Origin of the sequence: Alkalibacillus silvisoli (assembly GCF_039521975.1) — a bacterium.
GTDB classification, from domain to species: domain Bacteria; phylum Bacillota; class Bacilli; order Bacillales; family Alkalibacillaceae; genus Alkalibacillus; species Alkalibacillus silvisoli.
Genome location: NZ_BAAACZ010000005.1, coordinates 182,893 through 203,404, shown reverse-complemented (window position 1 = coordinate 203,404; position 20,512 = coordinate 182,893). Strand labels below are relative to the sequence as shown.

The 20,512-nt window shown below is 38.7% G+C and carries 21 protein-coding genes and 1 pseudogene; 12 read left to right on the top strand and 10 right to left on the bottom strand.

Translation table 11 applies throughout. The features are described 5' to 3' along the window. Positions 1 to 529 precede the first annotated feature (529 nt). Together ABDZ63_RS03255 and ABDZ63_RS03250 are read right to left on the bottom strand one after the other, a co-directional pair. Positions 530 to 1,444: a hypothetical protein gene (locus tag ABDZ63_RS03255; RefSeq protein ID WP_343781743.1), complete on the bottom strand. Its 915-nt coding sequence runs from the start codon at positions 1,442 to 1,444 to the stop codon at positions 530 to 532. Continuing rightward, positions 1,437 to 1,949 (bottom strand): RNA polymerase sigma factor, encoded by a 513-nt coding sequence (locus ABDZ63_RS03250; protein ID WP_343781742.1) that lies wholly within the window; start codon positions 1,947 to 1,949, stop codon positions 1,437 to 1,439. Before ABDZ63_RS03250 ends, ABDZ63_RS03255 begins: the two co-directional genes overlap by 8 nt. 260 nt (positions 1,950 to 2,209) lie before the next feature. Here ABDZ63_RS03250 and ABDZ63_RS03245 point away from each other — a divergent pair, with 260 nt between their 5' ends. Then, a complete protein-coding gene (locus ABDZ63_RS03245) occupies positions 2,210 to 3,190 on the top strand; it encodes a nuclease-related domain-containing protein (protein WP_343781814.1) in 981 nt (326 codons plus the stop codon). A 553-nt stretch (positions 3,191 to 3,743) separates the two neighbouring features. Then, on the top strand, positions 3,744 to 4,427 hold the full coding sequence (locus tag ABDZ63_RS03240; RefSeq protein ID WP_343781741.1) for an RluA family pseudouridine synthase: 684 nt from the start codon (positions 3,744 to 3,746) through the stop codon (positions 4,425 to 4,427). Between the two features lie 110 nt (positions 4,428 to 4,537). On the opposite strand, the gene ABDZ63_RS03235 is transcribed toward ABDZ63_RS03240, so the two are convergent. The 3 genes from ABDZ63_RS03235 to ABDZ63_RS03225 form a co-directional block, all read right to left on the bottom strand. After that, complete coding sequence (locus ABDZ63_RS03235) at positions 4,538 to 5,347, bottom strand: DUF2935 domain-containing protein (RefSeq protein ID WP_343781740.1); 810 nt, start codon at positions 5,345 to 5,347, stop codon at positions 4,538 to 4,540. Between the two features lie 215 nt (positions 5,348 to 5,562). Then, positions 5,563 to 6,324 carry a BMQ_0737 family morphogenetic spore coat protein gene (locus ABDZ63_RS03230; protein WP_343781739.1) on the bottom strand — a complete coding sequence of 254 codons (762 nt, stop codon included), beginning with the start codon at positions 6,322 to 6,324 and terminating at the stop codon, positions 5,563 to 5,565. Between the two features lie 485 nt (positions 6,325 to 6,809). Further along, positions 6,810 to 7,940 carry a hypothetical protein gene (locus tag ABDZ63_RS03225; protein WP_343781738.1) on the bottom strand — a complete coding sequence of 377 codons (1,131 nt, stop codon included), beginning with the start codon at positions 7,938 to 7,940 and terminating at the stop codon, positions 6,810 to 6,812. A gap of 184 nt (positions 7,941 to 8,124) precedes the next feature. On the opposite strand from ABDZ63_RS03225, the gene ABDZ63_RS03220 reads away from it, so the two are divergent. The 3 genes from ABDZ63_RS03220 (at position 8,125) to ABDZ63_RS03210 (ending at position 9,931) form a co-directional block, all read left to right on the top strand. Beyond that, entirely contained in the window at positions 8,125 to 8,703 is a 579-nt protein-coding gene (locus ABDZ63_RS03220; RefSeq protein WP_343781736.1) for a hypothetical protein, read from the top strand. Beyond that, positions 8,696 to 8,932, top strand: a complete 237-nt coding sequence (locus ABDZ63_RS03215) for a hypothetical protein (RefSeq protein WP_343781734.1) — start codon at positions 8,696 to 8,698, stop codon at positions 8,930 to 8,932. Before ABDZ63_RS03220 ends, ABDZ63_RS03215 begins: the two co-directional genes overlap by 8 nt. 135 nt (positions 8,933 to 9,067) lie before the next feature. Further along, positions 9,068 to 9,931 (top strand): hypothetical protein, encoded by an 864-nt coding sequence (locus tag ABDZ63_RS03210; RefSeq protein ID WP_343781732.1) that lies wholly within the window; start codon positions 9,068 to 9,070, stop codon positions 9,929 to 9,931. A gap of 28 nt (positions 9,932 to 9,959) precedes the next feature. Here the strand turns inward: ABDZ63_RS03210 and ABDZ63_RS03205 are convergent, their stop codons facing one another. Both ABDZ63_RS03205 and ABDZ63_RS03200 read right to left on the bottom strand, forming a co-directional pair. After that, a complete protein-coding gene (locus ABDZ63_RS03205; RefSeq protein WP_343781730.1) occupies positions 9,960 to 10,709 on the bottom strand; it encodes a tryptophan-rich sensory protein in 750 nt (249 codons plus the stop codon). A 60-nt stretch (positions 10,710 to 10,769) separates the two neighbouring features. Further along, positions 10,770 to 10,952 (bottom strand): annotated as a pseudogene (locus ABDZ63_RS03200) (RDD family protein); the annotation flags it as partial. Positions 10,953 to 11,035: 83 nt separating this feature from the next. Here ABDZ63_RS03200 and ABDZ63_RS03195 point away from each other — a divergent pair. From ABDZ63_RS03195 to ABDZ63_RS03185, 3 genes are all read left to right on the top strand, one after another. Continuing rightward, positions 11,036 to 12,019, top strand: coding sequence for a ring-cleaving dioxygenase (locus ABDZ63_RS03195; RefSeq protein ID WP_343781728.1), 984 nt, complete (start codon positions 11,036 to 11,038; stop codon positions 12,017 to 12,019). A 148-nt stretch (positions 12,020 to 12,167) separates the two neighbouring features. Then, complete coding sequence (locus ABDZ63_RS03190; RefSeq protein ID WP_343781726.1) at positions 12,168 to 12,833, top strand: hypothetical protein; 666 nt, start codon at positions 12,168 to 12,170, stop codon at positions 12,831 to 12,833. A 635-nt stretch (positions 12,834 to 13,468) separates the two neighbouring features. Continuing rightward, positions 13,469 to 14,995, top strand: coding sequence for a flotillin family protein (locus ABDZ63_RS03185; protein ID WP_343781724.1), 1,527 nt, complete (start codon positions 13,469 to 13,471; stop codon positions 14,993 to 14,995). A 182-nt stretch (positions 14,996 to 15,177) separates the two neighbouring features. Here ABDZ63_RS03185 and ABDZ63_RS03180 read toward each other — a convergent pair whose 3' ends face one another. Further along, positions 15,178 to 15,678, bottom strand: a complete 501-nt coding sequence (locus ABDZ63_RS03180; protein ID WP_343781722.1) for an NUDIX hydrolase — start codon at positions 15,676 to 15,678, stop codon at positions 15,178 to 15,180. Positions 15,679 to 15,815: 137 nt separating this feature from the next. On the opposite strand from ABDZ63_RS03180, the gene ABDZ63_RS03175 reads away from it, so the two are divergent. From ABDZ63_RS03175 to ABDZ63_RS03160, 4 genes are all read left to right on the top strand, one after another. Continuing rightward, the gene (locus ABDZ63_RS03175) at positions 15,816 to 16,289 is read left to right on the top strand and encodes a hypothetical protein (RefSeq protein WP_343781720.1); all 474 of its coding nucleotides are present in this window, start codon (positions 15,816 to 15,818) and stop codon (positions 16,287 to 16,289) included. A gap of 11 nt (positions 16,290 to 16,300) precedes the next feature. Then, positions 16,301 to 17,119 carry an ATP-binding protein gene (locus ABDZ63_RS03170; RefSeq protein WP_343781719.1) on the top strand — a complete coding sequence of 273 codons (819 nt, stop codon included), beginning with the start codon at positions 16,301 to 16,303 and terminating at the stop codon, positions 17,117 to 17,119. Next, the gene (locus tag ABDZ63_RS03165; RefSeq protein ID WP_343781718.1) at positions 17,112 to 17,264 is read left to right on the top strand and encodes a hypothetical protein; all 153 of its coding nucleotides are present in this window, start codon (positions 17,112 to 17,114) and stop codon (positions 17,262 to 17,264) included. Before ABDZ63_RS03170 ends, ABDZ63_RS03165 begins: the two co-directional genes overlap by 8 nt. A gap of 164 nt (positions 17,265 to 17,428) precedes the next feature. Next, positions 17,429 to 18,367, top strand: coding sequence for a peptidoglycan recognition protein family protein (locus ABDZ63_RS03160; RefSeq protein WP_343781716.1), 939 nt, complete (start codon positions 17,429 to 17,431; stop codon positions 18,365 to 18,367). Between the two features lie 519 nt (positions 18,368 to 18,886). On the opposite strand, the gene ABDZ63_RS03155 is transcribed toward ABDZ63_RS03160, so the two are convergent. Together ABDZ63_RS03155 and ABDZ63_RS03150 are read right to left on the bottom strand one after the other, a co-directional pair. Next, positions 18,887 to 19,201: a hypothetical protein gene (locus tag ABDZ63_RS03155; protein ID WP_343781715.1), complete on the bottom strand. Its 315-nt coding sequence runs from the start codon at positions 19,199 to 19,201 to the stop codon at positions 18,887 to 18,889. A gap of 71 nt (positions 19,202 to 19,272) precedes the next feature. Further along, the gene (locus ABDZ63_RS03150) at positions 19,273 to 20,499 is read right to left on the bottom strand and encodes an MFS transporter (protein ID WP_343781714.1); all 1,227 of its coding nucleotides are present in this window, start codon (positions 20,497 to 20,499) and stop codon (positions 19,273 to 19,275) included. Positions 20,500 to 20,512 lie beyond the last annotated feature (13 nt).

Below are 20,512 nucleotides of genomic sequence, written 5' to 3'. Positions count from 1 at the left end.
TGTCGGATGAAGCAGGGTTAATGTCGGACAAGCGTGAATAATTGTCGGATGAAGCGGGGTTAATGTCGGACGAGTGAGAATAATTGTCGGACGAAGCAGGGTTAATGTCGGATGAGCGTGAATAATTGTCGGATGAAGCAGGGTTAATGTCGGACGAGCGAGAATAATTGTCGGATGAAGTGGGGTTAATGTCGGATGAGCGAGAGTAATTGTCGGATGAAGCGGGGTTAATGTCGGACAAGCGTGAATAATTGTCGGACGAAGCAGGGTTAATGTCGGACGAGCGTGGATAATTGCCGGATGAAGCAGGGTTAATGTCGGATGAGCGAGAGTAATTGTCGGATGAAGCGGGGTTAATGTCGGACGAGCGAGAATAATTGTCGGATGAAGTGGGGTTAATGTCGGATGAAATTATTTGTTTATGCCAGATGGAGCTGGTAGTCAGATATCAGACTACCAATTAAAAAAGAGTATAGAATGGAGGGGAGTCCATTCTATACTTGGTTTAGTGGTTCAACCAGAAACCTTTTCATATCGTCCATTCTTCATTAACGATTGCGATAAGCTTCCATTCACCTTCTGTATTTTCTTCATATACAAGGTTGATTGAGCCGAAGTCCATGCCTTCATATTCATCAGAGCCTTCAACGTAGTACTCAACAACGTGAGATTCTTTGAAGTATGCTTGAATGTTGTTTTCCATTGAGCTACGATCTTCAAATGCGTCAACTAAACGCTCATCAGGGTTCGTATAGTCGTGTTGAAATACATATTGATCATGATATTCCATTGGCGTTAGCTCAATTGGCTCACCTCTACCATCTTCAATGCCCCATTCATATATATTGTCATCTGTTTCGAAATTAGCAACTTCATCCGCATCAAATATGAGGTCGTCATCACTAACGTTAACATAAGGCGAGAAGAGCAGCCCTCTTTCTTCGTGAATGTAATCAGCAATAGCGCTGTAATTTTCATTTGCTAAATGCTCGATAATTTCATCGGATTGCTCGGTTACAATCGCTTCAGAATCTTGCTCAGTTTGTTCAGTTCGATCTTGTGATTCAGTTTCTTCACGTGTTGTTTCATTCTCTGTTGCGCTTTCATCTGTTCCTTCTTCTTCAGGTGCTTCTTCTTCTCGATTTTCAAAAGTCGTAGCCTCACCATTGTCAAAATCCGCTGATTCTTGAGTTATCATCGGCTCGTTAGCGTGGTCATCTCCCATGAAACTAATCCCCATAAACGCGATTAACACAACTGCTGCAGCCGTCGTCACGCCAACAGCTATACGTCGCATGAAAATCCTCCTTCTGTCTTTTTGGTCATATTGTTCAGCTGTTTTCATGAGCTCAGCATGCATGTTTTCAATTTGTTCATCACTCATATGATGTTTAGGGAAAGATTTCAATTGCTTTTCTAGTTTTTTATCGTTAAAATCATTCATTTTGAAATCCTCCTTGGGCTTCCCTAAGAGCTTTCAGGGCTCGTGAATAGGTGGTTCTTACTTTTTGGTTTGACCAATTTAATACGGATGCAGTTTCAGAGACGGATAATTCTTTTATCCCGCGTAAAATAAGGGCTTCTCGGTAATTTGATTTAAGTGAATTGATCGCTTTATATAGTTCTTGCTTTTCTTCATCTTCTTGAACGATTTTATCAGGTGTTATATGATGTCCAATGTTATAAGCCTCATCTAAATCTACATTTTGGTCCATCCCGCGGCGTTTTAACTTCCGGATGTCGTCAATTGCGACATTTCGCGCAATGCTAAAAAGCCACGTTTTTGGACTGGATTTTCCATCAAATTTGTCTAACCCTTTAATCGCTTTAATGAAAACTTCCTGAACGAGGTCTTCAGGATCCCTTCTCCCCGTATAATAAATCAGAAAGTTATAAACATCGTGGTTATATTGGTAAAACCAGTCGGAAACGGTTTCTTTTTTAGACATGTCTATTGCCTCCGATTCTAAATTCACTATATTAGACGTCACAGTCTATAAGTTGTGTCACAAGCTATTACACTAATTCCCCTATTCTATGGTGATTATTCATTTGCTCTTTGATTTGTCCGTTGGTTGTATTCTTCAGTTGCCATCTTAAACCGATCATTTTAAAACTAACACTCCTATATTGTTCTTGTGTAAAATTGTAGCATAACCTGTGGTATAATATATTTTGAAAATTGAATAAGGAGTGATGTTCTTTGATTGTGAAACAACACGAAATACCTGCTAAATTAATTAAGTTACTAGCCGCACGTCGTCGCCTTTATGAACGCCACGTAGACTTTAATAGAATTGAGACTGACTTGTACCGCGAACAATCTGGCTACGCAGGCGAGCTCCGTGTTGATTACCCTCTTAGTAAGCTTGACTTTCCTCACTTCATTTTACACGACCTACGCTTACGCCTTTTTAAAAATTATTTTCAAATGGATACCTTCATTCTTACGGACCGGTTTGCTTTAATTTTAGAAGTGAAAAATTTGGCTGGAATCATTACGTATAATCCAACTTACAATCAGCTGATCCAAACAGTTGATGGTGACACACACACATATGATGACCCACTCATTCAAGTGGAGGAGCAAAAACAACAACTAAAGCAATGGCTTAGCTTTTTGAATGCTCCCAAGCTCCCCATTGAAACCTTAGTCGTGATGGCTAACTCTAAAGGAATCCTCGATATTTCATCTGAAAAACACCGCCAGCAAGTTATACCAATCTCACTTTTAACTCAGAAAATCCGTGAAATCTCAAGTAAATATTCACAAGCTGTGATGTCAGTCGACAGAGCTTCCCGGCTTGCTCATACATTAAAGGAACGCCATGTTTTTAAAGATTTTAATGTCATGCAAAATTACCGAGTGACGACTAACGACTATATACGCGGGGTCTTTTGCCCAAATTGTGGTGCCCTACCAATGATAAGAACTCGTTGCAGGTGGCAGTGTCGCCGCTGTCAAATTAGAAGCACCGATGCACACGTGCATGGATTTAGAGATTTCTATTTATTAGTAGGGAGTGAGATTACAAACAAGGAGTTACGGTCATTTTTTAGAATTAATTCATCTAGCTTATCAAAATATCTATTAAAGCAGCAGAACTTTGAATCGATTGGCAAGACGAATATGAGAAAATATATACTAGATTTTAACTATCATACAAGTTTTGATTATCTTTTTAAGTAGAAATCTTTAATAGGTCTTATCAAACCTTATGAATCATATGGAGGGGTTGATAGGACCTTTTATTATTGTAAGAATTATAAATACTTAGTCGATAGTACCTGGAAAAGGGGGAATTGTCGGACGCGAGGGAATAATTGCCGGACGAAGCAGAGTTAATGTCGGACGCGAGGGGATAATTGCCGGACAAAGCAGAGTTAGTGTCGGACGCGAGGGGATAAGTGTCGGACGAAGTGGAGTTAATGTCGGACGCGAGAGAATAATTGCCGGACAAAGTGGAGTTAGTGTCGGAAGCGAGAGAATAATTGCCGGACGAAGTGGAGTTAATGTCGAACGCGAGGGAATAATTGCCGGACAAAGCAGAGTTAGTGTCGGACGCGAGGGAATAATTGTCGGACGAAGTGGAGTTAATGTCGGACGCGAGGGAATAATTGTCGGACAAAGTGGAGTTAATGTCGGACGCGAGAGAATAGGTGTCGGACAAACGATCAACTGCCCTTCACTCCAAACTATGCTATCATGAGGGAACAACAACCGAGTTAAAGGGGTTTGAATAATGGAAGATTTTAAAATTATTTTTGAGGATAATCATTTACTAGTTGTGGAGAAGCCTGTTAATGTACCGGTGCAGGAGGATCAGTCGCAGGATCTCGATTTGCTATCAATGTTAAAAACTTTTATTAAAGAGCGTGATGAGAAGCCAGGGAATGTTTATCTTGCGCTTGTAAATAGGTTAGATCGCCCGGTTGGTGGTGTGATGGTGTATGCGAAAACGTCTAAAGCAGCATCACGGCTATCGGATCAAGTGCGCCGCCATGCTTTTACGAAGCAATACTTCGCTGTTTTACGCGGTTTTCCAGAACAGCAACAAGCGCGATTAGAAGATTATCTGTATAAAGACAAACGTCAAAATCAAGTGTATGTCACATCTAAGGATTATAAACAGGCGAAAAAGGCGGTCTTAGATTACGATGTGGTGGGCTATCATAACGGGTTAACGCTAGTAAAAGTTAACCTGCATACAGGCAGGCCGCACCAAATTCGTGTGCAGTTCGCGAATATCGGGTGTGCGCTTTATGGTGATCAAAAATATGGGGCGAAAGTGAACAAGCCTGGTCAACAGATTGCGCTTTGGTCACATCAATTAGGTTTAGAACATCCGACTTTAAAGGAGGAAAAAGTTTTCATTTCAAATCCGCCAGCTAAGAATCCTTGGAGTTACTGGTATGATCAGTTTTAGTTGAAAAAACTCATTAACAAAAATGTTTACAGTTATGATTGTGAAATAAGAGAGGTTAATAGAAACTCTCCCTTGCTTAAACAGTAAGGGAGGGGTTCCATATTTATTATTCACCCATCCACTCTTGATGCAGTTGGGTCACAATCAGGCATGTTAGTATTAGATGATTCAGCAAGCTTCATTAGGTAATAGCATTCTTCCCGGTACATATGATCTGCCATCAATTCTGAAAAAGTGCTCAAAACGGTTTTAGAAAGTTCCATTTCTTCAATTTCACTTAAGAATGTTCTAAATAAATTGAGTTCGACTTCGACATCACTATTAAATCGATCAAGAGCAGGGAAGCTTTCGACGTTTGTACGCAAATAACCTGTCAACTCCACTGCTTTTATGTAAAACTGATCGAAGTGCTTTTTAAAATCATCGCTTTTTTCTTTTAACCTGTTTTCAACAGCATCTAATTCGTCATTAATTGCACCAGCATGACCGGAAGCATCAAGTAACCATACTAAATGATGATGTAATTCATGAAAAATCGGCGGCGACTGCCCTTCACTTAAATATTTCATCACGTGTTGGTATTCTTGAAGTTCATTAACCATGTGATTTAAAAAAGTCGGTGACAGGTGTATGCTGATATCGCCTACCAACTGTCTTGTAATAATCGACAGCTTGTAGCTCTGCATACGCTCTGTTGCTTCAGCTGCTTCATGTGTGAAAGGTATGACTTGACCTTCTCTTAATCTTCTAGAACGATCGATTAATTCATTAAATCGCTCAATTAGTTGTTCGGCAATTTGAATATCTTCTTCTTCAGTAGGAGAGAGAGAGTCCCGGATAAATATAGCATGATCACCTAACACTTGAAGCCAAAATAGATGTTCAAACTTCGCACTGTCTAAAAAGTGGTTCTTATTCATAAGATGTCATCTCCTTATCGATGTTCTTTAAAAACATATTCAATTATGAGTATTGATATGCCAATGTACGAGTGTTGAATGACGTTCATAAAATCATGCTACTAGACTCTCTGAGTGGGATTACCAACTTGCTAATATGAAAAAAAGAAATGTCGTTGTTTCTAATGTGAATCTTGTTTCAAGAATTAAGTAAAAACCACCTTAAGAGGTGGTTTTTACTCGATTTGTGTATCATTAATGTCTTCAGTACCTTCAAGTTCTATGTTAGCTGCAACACTAACTTCATATTCAGTAAAATCGTCACTTTGATTAGCCCTTGTATTAAGTTGGTTGCTACCTGTTGGGAATAATGTAGGGCATTGTTGAGGTATAATTGGGATCGGACAGGGTCCTACTGGTAATTCATCGCGTGGTACACAGAAGTCTGCTTCAACCTCTAATGTGACAGGGAAGACAGATTGAATGCTTTGGCAAAGTCTAACCGAAAGTAGCGCATCAAATGTATCATCTTCTTCTGTATCACCCACTTCGCAATCGAACGATACGACAAAGCAATCCAATTCCGTATAAGTGACATCAATCTCTGTGCCTTCAGGAGCACAAAGCACGACTTGCTCACTTCTTGAAAATTCAAGCTCTAACTCTACATCACCGTTACCATTGTCTGTTGGGAAAGTAAGAATAACGAAAAAGTTTTTACGGATAGTGACGACTTGTAATTCTACTTCTATCCCGTCAATGATAAAATCTCGATCCTCGACATTCAAGATTTCAATCGGGTCGGTTTCAGCAGGCATGACTTCACATGTCACTTCATCCTCATCAAAATCATCACATGTAATACCATTTGGGAGATCTTCATTGATTATATTTAAATCGAAACTTGCTTCGTTAATGATCCAGTCATAAACTTTTTCTGTGTTTATACATAACACTTCTGGGCAGTCAACTGGCTGTTTAGGTTTGATATATTTCACATTAACACCTCCGTTAAGTTTTATTCGATCCATATACTTCACCATATGTGTGATCTGTCACTTAGTATAGTGTATAAGCATAAGTTTCTAGTTAATTTATATTTTGTCGTCAAGTTTTTATAGTGAAAGTTTTAGATTCATTACCCAATCTCTTCAATTGAAAGCTCCTCTAAAATAGTAGAGGAGCACAAAGTGATTGATTTATTTACCACTGCACCCACAGCCACCACGACGACGTCCCTTAACGCCACGATATGTTTTATTAGGCTTTGTTGTTGCGCGCAGTTTTTTTAAATGAGTTGTTGAGCTTTTGGCTCGCATAAGATCACTCCTAAGTTGTTATACATTATCATAGTCTTTGTTCCCTTGTAATGTTAGGGCGATTATTGAGACTCAATGACAATTGGGTATGGGACATGAGAATCATAATGTTCAATATAATAGCCTTGTAGCTTGAGTTGATCATACTTTAATGATAAAATTTATTATTTTTTCCTGAAGAATGGTGAGAGTAAAAGGTTTTCGAGTACTGAATTTTGATTAGATGATTGCTGGTTATTAGATTGCGGTTCTTGGTTGGATTGGTTGTGTTGCTGTTGATTGATTGATTGTTGGTTATTGGTTGAATTGGTTGATTGTTGGTTATTGGTTGGTGTTGGTTTTGATTCTGGTTGTTTAGTGGGTTGTGCTTGTGTGGCAGGTTCTGATTGATTGGTTGGGTTAGGTTGGTGTTGTTCATGATAGGCTGGTCTTCTTTTTTTCTTCCTTTTTTTGGCGCGCGGTTGGATTTGGTCGAATCTACTCGGGTGATTTCTTGGTTTAAATGAGTGGTTTTTACCGGATTGTGCTGGTTGACTTGTGCCCACTCGCGTTTTAAATCGTGCAGGTGATCGTGATGGACTTGGTAGTTGGTTAGACGGTTTAGGATTGGTTGGTTGGTCTGGTTGAATATATCCTGTTCCATTTGAGCGGACTAAGTTTTGTAACTGTTTAAATTCAGAAGGCCTATGCCTATTTTGTTGTGTTCTTGGCTTTGGTTGTGATGGTTGTGTTTGTCTAGGTGTTTGTTGTTGTTCGTATTGATTTTGTTGAGTTTGTTGTTTTTGTTGTGCCATTTGTTTAGCTTGTAGTAAGAATGGTGATGTCTCTTTAGGTTGAGTTTGTTGTGTTTGTGCTATAGGTTCTTCTTGTGTAGATTCTTGTTGACTCTGCTCTTCTAGTTCGTCTTCATTTTCATTTATTGAAACTTCTATGTCAGCTGATGTATGATCCTCAGTTTCATTTGGCTGTTCAGTGGCTATTGGTAATTGATCTTTCATCGAGACCAACTCAGACTTCACTTCATGAAGCAATCGTAAAATCGCTTCTAATTCTTCTGATTGACCAGATTTTTGAGCATCTATTTTCTGGTCTTGTTCTTGTTGATGTTCATTCACCACTTTCAAAACCCCTTCAATTTTTACGATTTGTTTTTTTAAAGCATACATTTCCTGTTTCATGAGTAAGTAGTCTTCGAATGCTTCACTTTCATAAAAATCTTGAAACATATTTTCATAAAGCTTTAACCGCTCCTGTAATTTCTCTACCTCTTTTGTATTAAATAATCGATATTGCATGAAAAGACCACCTCTCATGTGCATATATTTATTTTATTAATCTATTAACATAATTGTGTAGGTTGATATGGATTGATATATAGATCGTGACAGTCATAATTAATTATTTTAAACATACATTTTATAAGTGGAGCCCTCTTAATTCCTCAAGTTATATTCATTATATGAAAGGGTGAATGACCATATGAAAACCTCAAGTCTTGAAAAGATTGAAAAGTGGCGTGAGAGTCGAAGGGAATATTTTCAAGAAATAAAAGGTTTAATTGACCAAACTGTGAAAAAAGAACACGATGTTTTAAGTTATTTCACGTTTTCGTTGAGTATGGATGACTTAGGAGGCGAGCATTTAGCCATTGGATCGTATCATATTCAAAATATAGGTTCTAAACCGATTAAAGCCCCATATATTTGCTTTAAGTTTTCAGATGACCATCCGTTTGAGTTTTTTGGAAAATATGTAAGTGCTCGTTCTGATTCTAATTCTAATAACCAGATTAGAAGGCAAACCCAAGGTGAATGGGAGAGAATTCATCACTCAGAGCAAAATAACGAAATTTGGTTAAAGCCGTCTCAAGAAGTCACGATACAACCAGATGAACAATTGTCCTTCTCTAATTTCCAACTAAAGTGGCAAGGTGACCGCTCTTATCAAGCAACGATGCTAGGTTTTACGTATTCTGATCAGATGCCAAGTGGTACACCGGCCATTAATCAGTTTAATATCTCGGGTGGGACTTTATCAAAGGAGGAGCAAGATGACTAAGAAAGAAGCGGAATTGTTGAGGCGTATAGCGGAAAAACAGTTGGACGGTGTCTCAAAAACTAACCTTCAACTCGATGCCTTACTCCTTTATATGTTGAAGTTAGAAGGGGAGGGTCAAGTGCTTAGCGTTGAGGATGACTCGCGTATAAGTTTAATGGTAGATGATCTTATACAAGAAGAACGTGATCAGTTAGAAGGAATATTAGAAGATTTAAAAGGAGAAGGGTAAAAGGATCGAACAAAACATTTACGTCACGATCTTTCAAAAACTGAGTTTAATAGAAAATATTAGTCAAACTTATAGACTTTTTCTAATTTTATTAATATAATGAACTTGAAAAAATTGTAACAAGAGGTGCAATAAATGAAGCAGTTCGTTTTATTAATTATTCTCGTCATGGTATTAGTTGGATGTCAGGAAGTTGACACAGAAATTGCAGCAGAGCACCTTGAATTAGAAGGCGAACGCTATGAAAAGATAAGGTTCATGTTAAATGAACAAGACGATGAAAATACTATAGATCAACAAGATTCACTCGTTGAAAATGCTGAAGAACAAGATGATACGTCAGAGACTGAGGATCATAGTCATGAGCGAGGTTCAGACTTAACAGTAGATGAAGCCAGTCAGGTTGCTAAAGAAGTATTAAATGAATGTATACATACAATGGAACAGCTTCAAGTAGATCATCACATGGACTGGTTTCAACTAGAAGAAGGCACCGAACAGTATGATGAGGCGGTAGAAACTGTTAAAGAAGAGCTTAACTCATTGATCACAAGCTCTGTATTAGACAAGTGGAGTGAATTATATTTTAAAGAATTTTTCATTTATCACTATTATTTAGCTGTCCTTCAACCTGCTGATTTAAATATTTTACTTGATGTGAAAAATATGAAAGAAGATTCGTTTACGTTAAACTTTATCCAATTAGGTGATGTTGCTTACAAAGAAACGACAGAATATCATCTATTCTTTGAGAAAGAAGACAGCTGGAAATTCGCTGGCTATGAAATGGAACGAATTGAGAGTTCGTTAAATCTATCATTTGATGATTTAAAAAATGCTTATATTAATGTTGAAACGCTTGAACGCTATGAAGGGACTTTGGTTGATGAATTCGCGTATGAAGGAGACGCCTATTTAGTCATTAATTACGGCCCGTACGACAGAGCAATTAACGTTAGAACTGGTGTCGACGAGCCGGATGTTTTAAATCAAATGTAAGGTTGAGCGCTAGTGAAATTGCTAGCGCTTATTTCTTTAGTTTAGATAGATCTGAAACCATCGGAGTAAGGTGGTATAGTAACACAATGACTAGTACTCCAGCCATTGCCCATGCACTAAAGGCAATTTCTGGGTACTCAGGACGGTTATTAGCAATTCCAATGAGCGAAAAGATGAAAACTGCAGGATAGAGCAGGTCTGTTCTTTGATACATAAACCAAAGCGCCCAAATCATTGACAACCAAATGAATAGTACCGTCCAAGCTTCTGGTGTCAATAAAAGATGAAGGTGATGAGCACTAAAGACAATGGCGATATTGATGATGGTCGCAACTGAAATCCAAGCTAGATAAATAGAGAAGGGTATACGCCATAATAGCCAAAAATCCTCTGAGAGTAACCTTCTGTAAATGATGAATAAACTATATAGCAACATGAACATAACAATAAGTGAGAGAAAGAAATATTCATAATGGAAGAAAAATAACCAGCTCATATTTAATGCACAACTGATGACAAACCAAATGCCGATTTCATTAGTCACTTTCGCACCTTGAGGGCTTAGAAACAACATGACGACCCAGATGATTAATATTAAATAAATAAGTCCCCAAATCGAAAACGTATAATCTGCAGGAGTAAATAAAATATTTAATCGATCAGAAATTTCTCCAGTCGTTTGGTTATTCAGTGGTAATGCGTTGGCCCAATAATTGAATAAGATCATTAAGCCTAGGGCAACTCCATTAACTGCCGAAAGCCAAGTTGTCCGATTCATACGTGTCAACTCCTTCAAACATAGTAGTACAACATATGCATGGATGGACAAGGATATGTTTTAATCAGCTCGATGGTTTGTCACAAATGTTTTGGCAAGTAAATCATGAATTGAGCGTCTGTCATCTCGATTAGCTACTAGGTAAATGCTGAGAATCGTTAAAATACCTAGTGTTAACTGATATAATATACCAACTATAAATTCGCGTATGAACATTACCTTAAATGTCAGTCGTTCTTGGGATACTAAGCGTAATTCAAGTCAAAGTAATAATTATTTGTTATAATTGTTTTGAATTCAAGATATTTTAGAGTGGAGGTTGAACAATGGAAGGCTTAAGAGGGTTACACCACATCACAGCCATTACAAGCAGTGCTGAGAAAAACTATGAATTTTTTACGTATGTGTTAGGCATGCGTTTAGTAAAGAAGACCGTTAACCAAGACGACATTCAGACGTATCATTTATTTTTTGCAGATGACAAAGGGAGTCCAGGAACGGATATGACATTCTTTGATTTTCCTGGAATTCCAAAGGGGAGTCATGGAACGGATGAGATTTATCGTTCGTCATTCCGTGTACCGAGTGATGCGGCATTAGACTACTGGTTAAAACGATTTGATCGTCTCGAAGTGAAACATCAAGGCATACAAGATTTGTTTGGGAAAAAGGTTTTACCGTTTGTTGACTTTGATGACCAAAAGTATCAGCTTATTTCAGATGAGCATGACAGCGGAGTGGCTTCTGGTACGCCGTGGCAAGACGGGCCGATTCCACTAGAATATGCAATTACTGGTTTAGGCCCAATTCACATTCGTATATCAGATTTTGAGCGGATGAAGACTATTTTAGAGCGTGTATATTCATTTAAAGAAGTGGATAAAGACGACTCACTTTACCTTTTTGAAGTAGGTGAGGGTGGTAATGGAGCTCGAGTCATTGTTGAACATAACACGCTTCTGCCACAAGCAAGACAAGGTTATGGCACCGTTCACCATGCTGCGTTTCGTGTAGCTGATGAGAATGAACTTAATAAGTGGGTGGATTGGTACTCCAATATTAACTTACCTAATTCAGGTCTAGTTGATCGTTTTTACTTCCAATCACTATACGCACGTGTAGCTCCGCAAATTTTATTCGAACTTGCAACAGATGGACCTGGATTTATGGGAGATGAACCATATGAAACGTTAGGTGAGAATTTAGCATTACCACCATTTTTAGAAAACCAACGTGAACAAATAGAACAAAAGGTGCGTCACATTGATACAGTAAGAAGCACGAAAACATTTGAAAAAGAATACGAATAACATTAAAAAGACCAATTCGTTTAGAGTTGGTCTTTTTTATTGTATAGCTACTCCTTAGACGACTTTAAGAACTTGTAATTCTCGGCGTTTTCTTTATGTTAAAGTTGGCAACAATGGTAAGGGGGACATTTAAAAAGGGGAAATTAACATGGATATGATTTTATTTTTCTTAATTATGATTTTTCATACATGCTTGCTCATTGTTGCGATTGGTTTAGCATATCGTAACGGTTGGTTTGTTGTGTCAAATGTAATCATCCTTGTCATCTTAGCCTTGGTTTATGATAATGCTTTGTTAGCTTTTGGAAAGTTCTTTAAAGAAGGGGTGCGATTAGAATTTTTAAGTGAAATTAGATTCTGGCTTCATGCAATTGTAACGCCGCTGTTGTTACTTTACGCATGGGATACGATGAGGCGAGCTGGAGTCAACTGGGTGAAAAAGCGAGCAGTGGTGTGGGGTGTCTTGGGTGTAACGGTGCTATTAATCGTTTATGGATTAGTAACAGAAGTGTTTGGGATGACGTTAGAGTCTTATGTTTACAATGGTGTATTAGCTTACACTGATGCTAGTCATGGTGCTGGATTTCCAGTTATGGTGATAGTCGTAAGTGTAGCGTTGTTAATCGCATCAATCTATGTCGGACGGATTCAAAATTGGTTTTGGTATTTAATTGGCGTCTTTTTCATGACTGCAGGGATGCTAAGTCCATCTCCTGTTGAAACAGGTGTTTATGATAATTTTCTTGAATTGATTTTACTATTTTCTTTAACGACGACAAAAGCCTTTCAAGATCAGTATGTAAAGAGTAGGTAAAGGTACATATTATAAGGCATTAAGGGAAAAATGGAGTACGAGGAGCTGGTGATATGAATCAATCAAGAGTCATGGTATTATTGGTCGTTTTAATGTCTTATTTCGCGTATTCTAAGATGGGTAGGCGAAAACGTTTTTTCAAAACCTCGTTGATCGTTCCCTTTTTGCTTAGGCTGGGTAATAATATGTGGGATAGATTTGACCGAAGCGATTTAGCAGGGTTTACAAGAAGAGGTAGGCCTAGATTTAGGTTACGGTTCATTCCACTTGTAACAGGAGTGTTCCTTGGCTTGAAATGGTTGTCTGGTCGATTAGTTAGATCCTCCGCTTTCCCTTCACTTGTTGAGTTTACTTACCCGTTTACAAGGGAGTTGCACAAGTGGAAAATGTATATACGTTAAAGGGGTTTTAGACAGTAACCATAGTGGTTGCTGTTTTTTTATGTGAATTCCCCTTAAATTCATAAGTGCAGTACAGTCCTTTTATTAATATTTGCTGAGCATATTTTGTCTTTTTACTAATAAGGTGAAGTGAGTGGATTTATTTGGTAAGTCAGATAGTGTTATCAAAATAAGTACAACTAATTCACTGGTTATATTTAAAAGGTTCGTTAACTGTAAATGTGGAGGGTTTGGATGGAGATTATCGCATTTTTTATGTTTTTAGTTCCGGTGTTAGTGACTGCGGCGATCATAGGTTTACTATGGTGGGTGTGGATGAAGTTTCGCTACCGGACGGCGAAATCGAATGAAGCGCTTATTATTGCAGGGCCTCGCTTAGGTAATCCGAGTAAGGAGACGAATATTTTCACAGATGAAGAGGGACGTTCGATGAAAATTATTCGTGGTGGTGGGCATTTATTAAGAATGCACCAGACTGCTACACCTGTTGATCTGACTGCCTTTCAGCTTAAGATTACAACGCCCCGCGTGTATACGAATGGTGGGGTGCCGATCATTGCTGATGCTGTAGCGATGGTGAAAGTAGCTGATACACTACGAGGAATTGCGATTTACGCTGAACAATTTTTAGGGAAAAAGCCAAAAGAAATCCAAGATGAAATTTCAGAAGTGTTGAATGCGAATTTGCGTGCTATTTTGTCGAAAATGACTGTTGAGGGGATTAATGAAGACCGTGAAGAGTTTAATAAACAAGTAACGAAAGTCGCCCAACGTCAACTAGATGAAATGGGCTTTAAAATTACATCACTCGGGTTACAAGATCTGCGTGATGCGGACCCGGAAAATGGTTATTTAGAGAATATAGGAAAACCACGAATCGCGCAAATTAGAAAGAAAGCGGAATTAGCTGAGTCAGATGCGGATAAAGAGACGCGGATTCACCGTGCAAACAACGACCAAGAAGCGAAAGAGCAAGAATTTGAACGTCAGATTGAAATTGCTGAATCGAAAAAAGAAAAGGACTTAAATGATGCGGGAATTAAAGAAGAAACAGAAAGAGCCCGCGCGAAATCGGAACAATCTTATCAATTAGAGAAAGCAAGGCTTGATAAAGAAGTCCAAGAACAAGAGTTAAAACTTCATGCTCAGAAGAAAGAAGAACAATTACGACTACAACACTTTGAACGTGAGCGTTTAGTACAACTTGAACATGAGGAAGCAAAAGTGCGTCAAGCCAAAGCGGATGCTGAATACTATGAAGTGACGAAACAAGCAGAGGCAGATGCGAAGAAGGCAGAAATTGATGGTGAAACACGCGCGAAAATTAAGCGTGAAGCAGGTATTTCAGAAGCTGAGGTTATTCGGAAGAAAGGTGAGGCAGAAGCTGAGTCGAAGCGCTTGTTAGCAGAAGCGATCTCAAAGCATGGAGAAGTTGTTATTGTTGAGAAATTAATTGAGATGCTGCCAGAATATGCGAAAGAAATTGCTAAACCACTATCGAATATCGAGTCAGTTAAAGTGATTGATACAGGAAGTGGTCAAGGCGGTGTGTCTACTTACGGCCAATCGATTACGAACACGATGACTCAAATTCAAGAACCATTAAAAGAATTAACAGGCTTAGATGTTAATCAGCTACTAACAGACCTTGTCAATCGTGGAAATACACATACCGTCATCCGTTCTGGTGAAAATCAGGATGAAGTAGATGAAGTAAAAGAGCAAGAGATTCATCCAGACGAATCTAATCGAGAATCGTGAAATTGAGTGGATTGCGGTGATGCGTTAGGCATCACCGCAAAATTTTTTGGGTAATGCCACGAAATTACCACCATAGGGTTGCTGAACGTAATATAGGTTTGTCGCTATATATTTTCTGGCTTGAATTTTTATCAAACTCGACCGCACGTGGGTTAGTGTTTATCTTGTGTAAAAGACAGTGATCACCGGCCCCTTCTAAATATGCACCTCCTCATGGCAGATTGATAAACAACATGCCAGTTCGGATAGTAATTAGCCACCTCAGTTGGGTCAATAAATGTACGTCTCTTTGCTTCATAATTTGCTTTAAATGGATGGGTCGTTTTAATATCCATGCGATAAAACACTTGATAGCCTACTTTGGGGTATGGTCCGTCTGGGTTAAAATTAGGATTGTTAGTATGATCAACGATAACTGAGCCGATCAGAAGACAATCACCACTTACATAACCTTCTTCATAAGCTTCCCGTTTAATGCATTGTAATGGCGTTTCATCTTTCTCAATGTGCCCGCCAGGAAAATCCCATCCCCGGTCGTTTAAATCAACCATTAGTAACTTTCCATGCTTATTAAAACAAAATCCATGAACACTCGTAATTAAAGAGCCATCTGGGAGTTGATCACTAGCTTGCCAGGTTAGTTTAACGCGTGATTTTCCCCAATTAACATAAGTTGTTGCCATGACACTACCTCCACAACTTTCCATCACTTCTTATTTCATATTAAATGATTTTGAAATTTTTTAACACCTTTCCTCCTTCGTTCTCGATTATAAAAGTGAGAACAGATTGAATCATAGATGGAAGGGAGGTTGTAATTATGACAGGTTGGGTCAAGTTAGAAAGAAACTTGTTAGAAGAGGAAGTTTGGACAGATCTCTTGGCCTTTAGGCTTTATACTTTTTTGTTATTAAAAGCAAGTCATCAAGAACAATTCAAGTATGGAGGTATCGTGTTAAAGCGTGGTCAATATATTAGATCCTACTCCAAATTACAAGAGGATTTACGTTATAAGGCAGGGCGAGGGACAACATTAGTATCTAAAAGTACGATTAATCGCACAATCAAACGGCTCGTGAAGCTTGAATTAATTTCAGTCGAACACACAATAGAAGGAACATTATTTACTGTGTTGAATTACCCGACTGAAAAGTATTCAACTCAACCTAAGCACAATCAGCAGAACCATAAGGTGAACGATGGTGATACGAAAAAGGAAACAGAACAACAATTTAATCAATTAAAAATGCAAAATAAATTATTTAAACAAGACCAATACGCATACGGATTTTAGGAGGTCATTTAATGTCACTTGAAAAAGCTCTTCTGAAACTAAATATTGAAGAGGAATTCGTGAAATCATTTACGTGCGAAGAATGTGGAAAGCAGATTGAACAATATAATATAACAATCGCGATCGGACCGAAGAAAGGTGAAAAGACATTGGTCAATAAAGGTTGTGTTTGTGAAGAAATAAAGGTAATAAGGAGAATGATAGAACGTCATTGTAATAAGGAGTTAACGCAAGTCAGACGGTTCTTTGAAGAGCATTCATTTTTAAATCAAACGTTAAATTATTCGGATTTTAATAATTTTGATGCATATAATGATCATTTAATTGAAGTGAAAGGAAAGATGGAAAAATTCGCAAGCGATTTTAAACCAGATGATGGGCGAAGTTTACTACTTCACGGATCATGCGGCGTTGGTAAAAGTCATTTAGCTGTCTCGTGCTTGAAAGTTATTATGCAAAAAGGATACGAGGCGTTATTTATATCTGTACCTAAATTGTTAACCAAAATTAAGCAAACTTATAATCAAGATTCGCCTATTTCTGAAGCGGAATTGTTTAATTATATTCAAAAGGTCGAATTAGTTGTACTTGATGATATTGGTGCTGAATATATGAATGTGAAGCAAGGTGTAGATAATTGGGCGCAGTCGAAAATTTTTGAAGTGTTAGATAGTCGGGCTGGTAAGACAACGATCTATACGACGAATTTGTCGAGTCGAGATTTATTAGCGAAGTTAAATGAGCGAAATTTTTCTCGTGTAATGAATCAGACTGAAGTCGTCACAGTAAGTGCCGAAGATTATAGAAGAAGGGAGAAGAGGCATGTGTAATGGTCATGGGGCGAAATGGGAATATGATGGTATAGGTGTGTACCGCGTCGTTAGTTGTTTATGTGAAAAGTGTCGAGATGAAGAGCCTGTAGAAACAATTTTTGCTCGTTGGAAGAAGTATGAACAACTACACCGTCAGAATTAGGATAACACACATTTTTATAAACAAGTGATAAGCGTTGAGACAGGTTTTCAACTTGTTGAATTTAATAGTAATGAGAGCATACATTTTAATAAGTTATGTAGTTTGTAAACGGGTATAGATTAACTAAAGCTCTTATTGGGGGCTTTGATGTAAGGAGGGTTTCTGTGCCAGACATTGAAGATTTACGTGGTCAAACGATGGGTGGTAATCGACGGCGAAATAAAATTAGGCATATCGCAAGACATCATAGCGCATCAGAAGGAGGAGATGTGTGGACGTTCGAACGCCATTGGAAAAATCGTGGCTGGCAAACAGGAGGATACCACGAGATTATTTTGCGTGATGGAACGGTTCAGCTGTGCTATGACGAAGATGTGATTACAAATGGAATTGCTGATCATAACCGAACGACGTATCATATTTGTTTAGTCGGGGATGGTAATTTTACCGATGAACAAGAGCGCGTCTTTGAAGAGCGTGCACATGAGAATTTAGGACGGTTCGGTTTAAATGTTAGTCAAGTGCTTGGACACAATGAGTTTTCAGGTGCAAGGACAGGGTGCCCAGGAATAGATATGGACCGCGTACGTGCAAGGTTAGGAAACAATAGTTCAAGCTCTAGTGGAGGATCTGACTCATCAGGCTCTAGTCATTATCTCCTTCAAAATGGCGATTCAGGAAGTGAAGTCGAGCAGCTACAAAACGATCTGCGTGAAGCGGGTGAAAGGTTACCAAGACACGGTGCTGATGGAATTTTTGGTGATGAAACAGAATCGGCGGTGCGTTCATTCCAAAGAAGTGCTGGCATTCAGGTAGACGGTATTGTAGGGCCTGAAACACGTCAAGCGTTAGAAGAAGTGATCAGTAACAGCAGTGAACTTCCAAGCGGTATTTATAGACGTGGTGACCGTGGTGAAGCGGTAAGGCAAATCCAAAAGGCGTTAGACAGTGTACGGTTTAGACCTGGTTCTATCGATGGAATTTACGGACCAAGAACAGAAGATGCGATTAGACGGTTTCAAAGTGTTCACATCTCGCATGAAGTCGATGGAATTTATGGTCCTAATACAAAAGCAAAGCTTGAAGAAGTGTTGCGTGGGTAATTTGGTGGTTTAGACTCTTAGCGGTGAGAGTCATTTAGTGGTAAAAGCAATCTCCTATTCCAAAGTAACCTCCTCGCAGGACGGTAGGCGGGGAGGTAATTCTTGTTTTTACATAGGTGGGATAGCTCTTTTTCGTCCGACAATTATTGGTGCTCATCCGGCAATAACTCTGTTTTGTTCGACAATTATGAGCGCTCGTCCGACACTAACTCTGCTTCGTCCGGCAATTATTGGTGCTCATCCGGCAATAACTCTGATTTGTCCGACAATTATGAGCGCTCATCCGACAATAACGCCACTCTGTCCGGTGAAAAGGAGAGCTCATCTGGTGATAACGCCACTTTGTCCGGTGGTCGCTACATTTCATCCGGTGAAACGGTATTCATCCGATAAAAAGTGCACATCATAAAAGGCGAACGACGACTAATAATGTCACGTTCGCCTTTTATACTTAATGTGCGAAAGCTTTCTCCAATCAACCAAGAGAACTTTACCACCAGTTGATGATGATTGAGTCGGTTATGGATCAACTTCCTGGAATTCGGCATGAGTAGATCGTTTTTGAGAGGCAGCTTCTGATGGGCCGTGATCGGGGCGTAATGCTAAAGCAAAAGACATAACAAGTGCAGGCCCAATCATCACTTTGACTTTTCTAATATTTAAATGCGAAAAATTGTCAATGACATATTGCCGAAAGTTTTTAAGTTTTCGATCTGAAGGGTATTTAATTGGAGTAATTTCATTAGAAAACTCGTTATAGTGTTCATCTAAATAAAAAATGATCGTATAGCCCTGTTCATTCGGCTCTAGTCGGTATCCCTTCATATAATCCATAAAGCTTGACCTCCTCAAAGCTTATTTTTTGCTGAATGAGGAGGTCTATGTTCTGTAAAAACTGGCGTGTATTATTGTGCTTGCATGAGCGCCTTGGCTTTGAGTGCTAGCCAAATACTACATATTAGACCACATACAGCAACCCAAGCTAATACGTTATGAATCGTGAGTCCGATGCCGACCAATAAAGACACGATCGCAAATGCAACAGGCGCGAATCCTTCTGAGGCAACTGTTGCAATACTCATGACACGCCCTTGCCGGTCATGGGGCGTATGCTCTTGAATAACAGTAAGCATTTGTAGATAAACAATCATCGCACTAAAGCCGACAACAGCGGCTAAAATCATTAAAGCGGGCAACAATTCCATTCGGCTGAAGATGAAAAAGCCAATCATCGTTACAATTAGTGTCAGCACGATAATCTTACCGCGCCGTTTGTTAGCAGAGATTTTATAAACGATGATACTACCCGTAAATGTACCAACAGATAGCCCAACTTCTAAAAGGCTTAAGTGAAAAGCTGTTCCTTCTAATGCATCAACTATTAACGGAAAGCTAATAATAATAGGACCAATTACGAATAAGTTAACCAAACTGATCGTAATAATACCCGATGATATGATCGGGGATTGCCTAATGTAGCGGATCCCTAAGACGAAATCATCTTTAATTTTATTCAATTTAGTTTCTTTTTCAAGCTGATCATCTTTTATTAACTTCGGGTGAACAAAGATAACTGATAATGCAACAAAACATGCTGCTACTGTAATTGTTACGCCAAAAGTGGATATGGTAAGTAATGCACCAGCAATTACAGGTCCGAACATAAACATAAGCTCAATAGATCCGTGAAATAAAGAATTGGCTCGTTGTATATTACCTCTTCCCACTAATATAGGGATCAGTGCTGTCACAGCGGGGTAGAAAAACGCATCAAAAAAACCAAATAAAAATGTGATCACAATTAGTGCCATAACGCCTAATTGGTCTTGTGTTACTAAATAAGCCATCACTGAAATAAGGATGGTTTGCAATAAATTGGTCGAAAACATAATTTTAGATTTTTTTATTCGATCTGCAACTACACCACCAAAGATCATCATTATGACACGTGGTACAGTAATCATGACTAAAACAAGTCCGACTAAAGCTGGACGTTCTAACTCATCAATTACATACCACGATGTTGTTAAAAATAGCATCGCAAAGCCAAGCATAGCACATAACCCAGCGATCCAAACAAAAATAAACGGCTTATTGTCACGAAGCCGTCCGTAATCTTGCATCTCTTCCATATGTAAGTTCCTT

Excerpts from the sequence above, each read along its gene's own strand:
- ABDZ63_RS03255 (WP_343781743.1), bottom strand. The coding sequence starts at position 1,444 with ATGAATGATTTTAACGATAAAAAACTAGAAAAGCAATTGAAATCTTTC.
- ABDZ63_RS03250 (WP_343781742.1), bottom strand. The coding sequence starts at position 1,949 with ATGTCTAAAAAAGAAACCGTTTCCGACTGGTTTTACCAATATAACCAC.
- ABDZ63_RS03240 (WP_343781741.1), top strand. The coding sequence starts at position 3,744 with ATGGAAGATTTTAAAATTATTTTTGAGGATAATCATTTACTAGTTGTG.
- ABDZ63_RS03235 (WP_343781740.1), bottom strand. The coding sequence starts at position 5,347 with ATGAATAAGAACCACTTTTTAGACAGTGCGAAGTTTGAACATCTATTT.
- ABDZ63_RS03225 (WP_343781738.1), bottom strand. The coding sequence starts at position 7,940 with ATGCAATATCGATTATTTAATACAAAAGAGGTAGAGAAATTACAGGAG.
- ABDZ63_RS03220 (WP_343781736.1), top strand. The coding sequence starts at position 8,125 with ATGAAAACCTCAAGTCTTGAAAAGATTGAAAAGTGGCGTGAGAGTCGA.
- ABDZ63_RS03215 (WP_343781734.1), top strand. The coding sequence starts at position 8,696 with ATGACTAAGAAAGAAGCGGAATTGTTGAGGCGTATAGCGGAAAAACAG.
- ABDZ63_RS03210 (WP_343781732.1), top strand. The coding sequence starts at position 9,068 with ATGAAGCAGTTCGTTTTATTAATTATTCTCGTCATGGTATTAGTTGGA.
- ABDZ63_RS03205 (WP_343781730.1), bottom strand. The coding sequence starts at position 10,709 with ATGAATCGGACAACTTGGCTTTCGGCAGTTAATGGAGTTGCCCTAGGC.
- ABDZ63_RS03195 (WP_343781728.1), top strand. The coding sequence starts at position 11,036 with ATGGAAGGCTTAAGAGGGTTACACCACATCACAGCCATTACAAGCAGT.
- ABDZ63_RS03190 (WP_343781726.1), top strand. The coding sequence starts at position 12,168 with ATGGATATGATTTTATTTTTCTTAATTATGATTTTTCATACATGCTTG.
- ABDZ63_RS03185 (WP_343781724.1), top strand. The coding sequence starts at position 13,469 with ATGGAGATTATCGCATTTTTTATGTTTTTAGTTCCGGTGTTAGTGACT.
- ABDZ63_RS03180 (WP_343781722.1), bottom strand. The coding sequence starts at position 15,678 with ATGGCAACAACTTATGTTAATTGGGGAAAATCACGCGTTAAACTAACC.
- ABDZ63_RS03175 (WP_343781720.1), top strand. The coding sequence starts at position 15,816 with ATGACAGGTTGGGTCAAGTTAGAAAGAAACTTGTTAGAAGAGGAAGTT.
- ABDZ63_RS03170 (WP_343781719.1), top strand. The coding sequence starts at position 16,301 with ATGTCACTTGAAAAAGCTCTTCTGAAACTAAATATTGAAGAGGAATTC.
- ABDZ63_RS03165 (WP_343781718.1), top strand. The coding sequence starts at position 17,112 with ATGTGTAATGGTCATGGGGCGAAATGGGAATATGATGGTATAGGTGTG.
- ABDZ63_RS03155 (WP_343781715.1), bottom strand. The coding sequence starts at position 19,201 with ATGGATTATATGAAGGGATACCGACTAGAGCCGAATGAACAGGGCTAT.
- ABDZ63_RS03150 (WP_343781714.1), bottom strand. The coding sequence starts at position 20,499 with ATGGAAGAGATGCAAGATTACGGACGGCTTCGTGACAATAAGCCGTTT.